7 protein-coding genes are annotated in these 7,238 nt (G+C 37.3%); 1 reads left to right on the top strand and 6 read right to left on the bottom strand.

All coding sequences use genetic code 11. The features are described from left to right. The first annotated feature begins 121 nt into the window (after positions 1-121). Positions 122-619 carry a pentapeptide repeat-containing protein gene (locus ACIR131C_RS0112900; protein WP_028090532.1) on the top strand — a complete coding sequence of 166 codons (498 nt, stop codon included), beginning with the start codon at positions 122-124 and terminating at the stop codon, positions 617-619. Between the two features lie 85 nt (positions 620-704). On the opposite strand, the gene ACIR131C_RS0112895 is transcribed toward ACIR131C_RS0112900, so the two are convergent. From ACIR131C_RS0112895 to ACIR131C_RS0112865, 6 genes are all read right to left on the bottom strand, one after another. Further along, positions 705-1,523 carry an alpha/beta fold hydrolase gene (locus tag ACIR131C_RS0112895; RefSeq protein WP_028090531.1) on the bottom strand — a complete coding sequence of 273 codons (819 nt, stop codon included), beginning with the start codon at positions 1,521-1,523 and terminating at the stop codon, positions 705-707. A 90-nt stretch (positions 1,524-1,613) separates the two neighbouring features. After that, positions 1,614-2,081 carry an NUDIX domain-containing protein gene (locus tag ACIR131C_RS0112890; protein ID WP_417033458.1) on the bottom strand — a complete coding sequence of 156 codons (468 nt, stop codon included), beginning with the start codon at positions 2,079-2,081 and terminating at the stop codon, positions 1,614-1,616. A gap of 612 nt (positions 2,082-2,693) precedes the next feature. After that, the gene (argH, locus tag ACIR131C_RS0112880) at positions 2,694-4,082 is read right to left on the bottom strand and encodes an argininosuccinate lyase (RefSeq protein ID WP_028090529.1); all 1,389 of its coding nucleotides are present in this window, start codon (positions 4,080-4,082) and stop codon (positions 2,694-2,696) included. 220 nt (positions 4,083-4,302) lie between these two features. After that, positions 4,303-4,515 (bottom strand): hypothetical protein, encoded by a 213-nt coding sequence (locus tag ACIR131C_RS0112875; protein WP_028090528.1) that lies wholly within the window; start codon positions 4,513-4,515, stop codon positions 4,303-4,305. A 100-nt stretch (positions 4,516-4,615) separates the two neighbouring features. Then, positions 4,616-5,401 (bottom strand): nickel pincer cofactor biosynthesis protein LarB, encoded by a 786-nt coding sequence (gene larB, locus ACIR131C_RS0112870; protein WP_028090527.1) that lies wholly within the window; start codon positions 5,399-5,401, stop codon positions 4,616-4,618. A 46-nt stretch (positions 5,402-5,447) separates the two neighbouring features. Continuing rightward, positions 5,448-7,232: an ABC transporter substrate-binding protein gene (locus ACIR131C_RS0112865; protein WP_028090526.1), complete on the bottom strand. Its 1,785-nt coding sequence runs from the start codon at positions 7,230-7,232 to the stop codon at positions 5,448-5,450. Between the last annotated feature and the right edge of the window lie 6 nt (positions 7,233-7,238).

The following is a 7,238-nucleotide window of genomic DNA, read 5'->3' as shown; positions in this document are numbered from 1 at the left end:
CTTGTGGCGTGTTCCAGTGAAGTGTCAAGAATCATCGCACCTTCAGGTCGGTGAGTATGTCAATCCTTCCTGCGGTTTAATAATTAATAGTGGAATTGTTGAGATTTATTAAGCAAAGATGATCAAGTATCGCCCAATATTGGCTAGTATGATTTTAGCCTTGGTGTTGTTTGTTTTCCCTTTATCAGCCCAAGCTGCCAGTTCTTCCAGTGTTACTAGTTTTAACATGAATCAGGGAGTCGCGGGAAAGGACTATTCTGGTAAAAGTTTAATTAGAACTGAGTTTACAAATGTGAAATTAGAGAATAGTAACTTTAGTAATGCTGATTTGCGCGGCGCTGTTTTTAGTAGTTCTTTATTAGAAGGTGCAAATTTACATGGTATTGATTTTAGTGAAGGCATTTCTTATTTAACAAGATTTAAAACCGCTGATTTAAGTGATGCCGTGTTAAAAGATGCAATGATGTTGCGTTCTACCTTTGATGATGTTAATATTACTGGTGCTGATTTTACCAATGCAATTTTAGATATGGTACAGGTGAAAAAACTCTGTGTTAACGCCAGTGGTGTAAATTCTAAAACAGGTGTAGATACTCGTCAATCTTTAGGATGTAAATAAATACATTTATACCCTTCACTACGGAGAAGGGGTTTTCAGAAAAACTTAGTAATTCTAAATTTTAGTAATTCTAAATTATGGTTCTTCAGTATTGAATAATACTGATAAAATCCCAAATAGCTGCGGCCACAATATCAGGACAAGATTCTGGTAAATTACTTTCTCCATGGGTAATATTATGTAACTTAATATTAGGAATTAGTCGAGCATAAGTATTACTTCTAGATATAGCAACGGCGCTATCTTCCCCACCTTGTAAAATTAAACAAGGAACTTTAATATTAGGCAAGCGTTTTTCTAAAAATTCTGCTTCTATTTCTGGTTTTTTGCGGTTAAAAAGTAAGTGAGAGGCTGTAGGGTAATCTAACAAAGTTTTTCTTAATTCTAAATCCTTAGTGATTTTTTTTTCCCAACCAATCAATTTAACTAAAGGAATAATTAAGCGTAAAAATTTAATTACCCATGGTGGACAACTAAATAAGCGCCGTCTTTTTTCCCAATACTGTTTTTGTCCTTCTGCTGCTACACCCTCTGGAGATAACAGTATCAAACCATATATTTGTTCTGGATATTTTACAGCATAACTAGCAGCAATCCAACCTCCTAAAGAATTACCAACTAAATAGACCTTCTCTAATTTTAAAGCCTCTAAAAAATCAGCTAAACACTCCACTTGTAAATCTATAGAATGGTGAATATCGGGATTAGCTGATTCACCAAAACCTAATAAATCTAGTGCAAAGCAGTGGATACCCGCAGCCAATAATTCCATTGTTGATACCCATTCACTACCATCATTCCATGCACCATGCAGAAAGACCACAGGTATTCCATTACCAACCTCACGCCAAAATAATATCCCTTGAGAAAGTTTTCTGCGGGAGTTGCGAAATAAAATATTCATTTTAATTTACTCATTTACTCATTTTTGTAATTTCTAATTAATAGACTTTGGATTTGAAAATTAAATCCAAAATCTTCAATTTTCCATCTTTTACGCAAGAGTTGTTAAGCCATTTAAATAGTCTTGTAACTGACGAGAATGATCATGAGACATATCTGGTTTTGGTAAAGAACTAGCAGGAAAAGCCTGGATTTCCATAACTTCTAAACTATCTTTGATGGCCATTTTTCCTGCGACTTCGGCTTCCACAGCAATACAGATAGAATGAATACGAGGATCACGATCTGGTGACGAGTAAACTCCCACTAAACGGCGAATTTTGACTAATTCTAACCCTGTTTCCTCCATTAACTCCCGACAGACTGCATGGGGAACATCTTCCCCCCAATCCACCATACCACCCGGTAATGACCAACAACCATCATCCTTTCTTCTAATTAACACAATTTGACCATCAGGTAAAATAGGGATAATGCTTGTACCCGTAATGGGATGGCGAAATATAATACCTAGTATAGTTTGCCCAAAGTGCCATAAGCTCTGTGTGGACTGAATCATTGACGTAAAAAAAATAAGAATGTTCAAAGTTAAAATTTCCTCATTTTATGTTAGAATATCAAACCATTCCAAAACTACCTATTACCTAATTACCTAACCAAATTTAGCTTGACATCAGGATTTTTGGTAAGATATAATGGTATGCTGTTCAAAGTGTATTGATTGCAGCACTAGGCTAAAAAAAGTATATCAATAATATCGGTATAATATGGCCTAAGTTATGCCTAGATGCCAATTTTTTGTTGTTTATTCATGAGGTGAATATGGCAAAGCGCCGTAACCCGAAGAAAGAGAAGGCGCTACGAAACCAGGCCTACGCCAGAAAGTTTCGTAAACGGACTACTACAGGGAGAATGGGCAGAAGATTCCAGCAAAGATCGCCCAAGAGTGAAGAGGACGAAGGCACAGGGGCAGCAGCAATGGACGCTGCTGATTAATGTATCTGGTTAAATTTTACTCTTTTATATTTTGAATTTTTGGGGTGTACACTAGTACACCCTTATTTATGTCCGTTGTCCGTTGTCCGTTGTCAGTTGTCCTTTGTAAAAAGTGAATTACCAATTACCAATTACCAATTACCAATTACCAATTACCCATTCCCTGAATTAAAAATTATTTACCGCTGATTTGAGTCCGGGCATTAACAATGGCCTCTCTAACTTGAACAAAACCTGTGCCACCATAGCTATTGCGGGCTGCAACAACTTGACGAGGGGCTATGGCTTCATAAATATCCGCTGCAAAGGCAGGATGAATTTGTTGCCACTCTTCTAAGTGTAAATCTTTAAGTAGTTTACCAGCAGCAATACTGGTTTTCACGACTTTACCAACAATATTATAAGCTTCTCGGAAGGGTACACCACGGGCAGCGAGATAATCTGCCACATCTGTAGCATTAGCAAAATCCTCTGTCACCGCTGTTGCTAATCGCTGATGACGAAATTCTAAACCTTCTTGCAGTAAAATTGTCATTGCCTCTAAACAGGCTTGAACTGTGTTCACGCTGTCAAAGATACCTTCTTTATCCTCCTGTAGGTCTTTATTATAAGCCAGTGGTAAACCCTTCATAATCACTAACATGGCTTGTAAATGACCAAATACCCGCCCCGTTTTCCCTCTGACTAATTCTGGTACGTCAGGGTTTTTCTTTTGGGGCATAATGCTAGAACCCGTAGCACAGCTATCTTTAAGGGTGACAAAACGAAATTCTTCTGAAGCCCACAAAATCACTTCCTCAGAAAGACGGCTGAGGTGAACCATAATTATACTAGCAGCACAGAGAAATTCTATGGCGAAATCCCGATCGCTCACTCCATCTAAGCTATTAGCATAAACGCGATCAAAATGCAATAATTTCGCTGTATAGTGGCGGTCAATAGGAAAAGTTGTTCCCGCTAAAGCACCACAACCCAAAGGGGAGATATTCACTCGACTATAAACGTCTGCTAACCGTTCCCAGTCTCTCTGTGCCATCTGAAAGTATGCTAGTAAATGATGTGCTAAACTCACGGGTTGGGCCCTTTGCAGGTGGGTGTAACCAGGAATCAGCGTTTCTACATTTTTTTCAGCTATATCAAGTAAAACCCCTTGAAACTCCCGCAATTGCTGGCGAATTTTCCGAATTTGATCACGAAGATATAATCTAGTATCCGTACCTACTTGATCATTGCGAGAACGGGCTGTGTGTAGTTTCTTACCGACATCCCCGACGATTTCCGTTAGTCGCTTTTCTACAGCAAAATGCACATCTTCGGAGTCAATACCGGGCTGAAATTGTCCCTGGTCGTATTCTTGACGAATTTGTTCTAAACCTGTAAATAGTATTTCCCCTTCTTCATAGGAAATTATCCCAGTGTGAGCTAACATTTTAGCATGGGCTTGAGAACCAGTAATGTCATATTTGATCAATTCGATATCAAAACCTATACTGGCATTAAAACGAGCGATCGCCGGATGTAGCGCGGACTCGAACCGCTGACTCCAAGTTTGTTTTTCGATCATAAATCTGAATAGAGGAGAATGTGATAGTAGACACTAGAAAACAGGCAGTAAAAACTGCCTTTACACATACAGAGTACATCTTTATGGGTTTTAAACCCTTGTTTTTTTGTTAACATAAGCAAGCCGACTTTGCCTATGTAGTAGCAAATTATATTTGCTTGCAACCTTGAAAATACCCTGAGAGATTTTTTCTAAAATCAATTCAAAATCTAAAATCTATTTAGCCGAAACTAGTTAAACTTTTGAACAGATAACCAACAACTACACCAATAAACAACGCCCAAACTTGCCCAGTTGTGATAAAGTGATTCCAACCAAGTCGCATTTGTTCCAAAATGTCTGGGTCTTTAATATTACTGTAATTAGCCAGAAGAGTGATATGTTGGTGTAAATTGCCTAAAAATGGCAATAGTAAATCATTCAGGTTTTCCATAATACTGTAAGCAAAATCTTGACAAATTCCATTAAATAGTAAAAGTAGCTAATGAAGTAGAAAATACGGCCATTATATTCTATTGTACCTTCATATCTAACTATGTTTCTGCTGTCAAGCGTAATTTTTCTGAAGTTCTTAAAATTTGTCCCGCTAAAACCGCTGCACCAAACCCATTATCTATATTTACCACACCTATACCAGCAGCGCAAGAATTGAGCATTGTTAATAAAGGTGCTAAACCGGAAAAACTCGCACCATAACCAATACTAGTAGGAACAGCAATCACTGGACAATCCGTCAAACCAGCTACTACACTAGGTAAAGCTCCTTCCATACCCGCTACGACAATTAATACTGACGCTGATTCTAACAAGTGACGGTTACTTAGTAATCGGTGTATTCCTGCTACACCTACATCCCAAAGACGCTGGACAGAGAAACCAGAAAGTTCAGCAGTGACAGCGGCCTCTTCAGCAACAGCTAAATCAGCAGTACCGGCGGAAAGAATGCCAATTTTACCAGGAAATTTGACTTCAATTACCGAGGGAACAATGGCACAGATTCGGGCTTGTTCGTAATATTGTATACCTCTAACTTTTTTTTGAATTACGGAATATACTTGAGGTTCTATACGAGTAGCCATAACTACAGAAGTCCGATGTCGCATGACCTCCATAATTTGAGTAATTTGTTCCGGTGTTTTACCAGGTCCCCAAATTACTTCCGGGAAACCGGTTCTTAATTGACGGTGGTGGTCTATTTTAGCAAACTCACCTACAGATTGATAGGCTAGGTCTTTGAGGGAGTCGAAGGCTATCTCTGGGGTTATTTTACCATTGGCGACAGCTTCTAAGAGCGATCGCAAATTTTCGGGTTGAGTCATGGGATTTTGGATTTTGGATTTGAGATTTTGGAGTTCCCTTATGCAGTTATTTTGTCACTTTAATTTCATGAATATTCCAAAAAGCACCACCAAGAGCAGAAAATTGGATACCTTGAAACCGGTTCCGAATTGCGGACATAGCGTAGGAATTAACCAAATAAATAAAAGGTAAATATTCTTGTGTTAATTGTTGACTTTCGCCATAAATTTGTTTAACTTTCTCTTCATCAAATTCTTGCGCCCCTTGAATATAAAGTTCATTAATTTTGATTTCCCAAGGTGTAACTTCTCTCCCTTCAATTGGCTTCTGTCCCGCTTGAGGTTTTTGATTAAACATATGTAAACCACCTTCAGGTGACCACACATTTGCACCGTCATTAGGTTCTAAACCCCCTGTTAAGCCTATTAAACAAGCATCCCAATCTAAAGTATTAGAAAGTTTATCTATAAAAGCATTCCAAGCCAGAGGTGCAAAATCTACTTGAATACCGATTTTACTTAAATCCTGTTTAATTTGTGAACCCATTGATTCCCGAATTTTATTCCCAGAATTTGTTAATAATGTAAATCTCACCTCATTACCTTGATCATCTAGTAAGAGATTTTTGTCATTATATTTAAATCCGGCCTGTAGTAGTAATTGTTTAGCTTTATCGGGATTATATGTGTAAACCTTCAAGCCTTTTTCTGGTGGTAAAAAATAAGGACTTTGAACAGAAATAGGAGAATTTTGAGGTTTACCTAAACCACGAAAAGTATTGTTTAACATGGTTTGTCTATCAATAGCATAGGCTACAGCTTGACGAAATTGGACATTATTAAACCATTTAGATTTAATAGGATCAACTAAGGGTTTACCATTTCTTTTTCCCTTATTTAAATTAAAAGACATAAAGGAAGTAGCAGAACTTGGACCACCATTATATATTTTAAAGTTACCTTGTTTTTCTTGAACTTTTAATAGAGAAAAATAATCAGGAGAAACCCCAATAGCATCTAAATCTCCAGAGCGAAATTGGAGTAAAGCAGTATCAGTTGATTCGACAATTTGCCAAATTATCCGTTCAATATATGGTTGGGATTTACCTTGAGCATCTTTACGCCAATAATAGGGGTTACGACGAAAAATTATCCGTTGACTTGTATCATATCTTTCCAGTTTGTAAGGACCATTAACAATCAGTTCTTCAGGAGGAGTATCCACACCCCATTTACTTAAAAACTCTAGTTTACCATCTTTATTTTTGGTTTTGACTGATTTTTCTAAGATATGAGCAGGTAAAATAGGCGCTCCTGTACTCAGTAAAAAAGGTCTAAATGGTTCAGGTACACTAAATTCTACTCTCCTATTATCTATTTTTCTAACTGTTGGTAATTTGCGATCTTTTCCCACTCTTAAAACATCTCTAGTGTCTGTGGGTATGTTTTGATTTAGATAAATATCATTGTAGGTAAAGACGACATCATCAACTGTTAATGGTTCTCCGTCTGACCATTTTAAACCTTCGCGCATAGTAAAGGTAATTTTCGTTTTATCTTCTGATATTTCCCAAGATTCGGCTAATGCTCCTTCTATTTTACCATCAATAGGATTTTGAGTTAATAATCCTTCATAAGTGTAACCAAAAATATTTGGTGATTCGGAACTCAGCGCAGCATTAAATGTTTTTGGATCACTAAGAATACTAGTTACTAATTGGGGTACTTTAGCGGTGCTAGTTTTTAATTTGGTTGGACTACAAGCGGTAATTGTCATTGCTGTAAAAGCAATGATTGTTATTAGTAATAAAAAGCGTTTGGTGGAATTGAGTATTGTTTTAGTTAATGTCATAGTTTC

Source organism: Dolichospermum circinale AWQC131C, assembly GCF_000426905.1.
Classification (GTDB): Bacteria; Cyanobacteriota; Cyanobacteriia; order Cyanobacteriales; family Nostocaceae; genus Dolichospermum; species Dolichospermum circinale.
Note: the sequence above shows the minus strand (reverse complement) of the source record. Positions and strands in the feature narration are given on the sequence as shown.

Bases quoted from the DNA above. Each gene is read 5' to 3' on its own strand.
- ACIR131C_RS0112895 (WP_028090531.1), bottom strand. From the start codon at position 1,523: ATGAATATTTTATTTCGCAACTCCCGCAGAAAACTTTCTCAAGGGATA.
- ACIR131C_RS0112890 (WP_417033458.1), bottom strand. From the start codon at position 2,081: ATGATTCAGTCCACACAGAGCTTATGGCACTTTGGGCAAACTATACTA.
- argH (WP_028090529.1), bottom strand. From the start codon at position 4,082: ATGATCGAAAAACAAACTTGGAGTCAGCGGTTCGAGTCCGCGCTACAT.
- ACIR131C_RS0112875 (WP_028090528.1), bottom strand. From the start codon at position 4,515: ATGGAAAACCTGAATGATTTACTATTGCCATTTTTAGGCAATTTACAC.
- larB (WP_028090527.1), bottom strand. From the start codon at position 5,401: ATGACTCAACCCGAAAATTTGCGATCGCTCTTAGAAGCTGTCGCCAAT.
- ACIR131C_RS0112865 (WP_028090526.1), bottom strand. From the start codon at position 7,232: ATGACATTAACTAAAACAATACTCAATTCCACCAAACGCTTTTTATTA.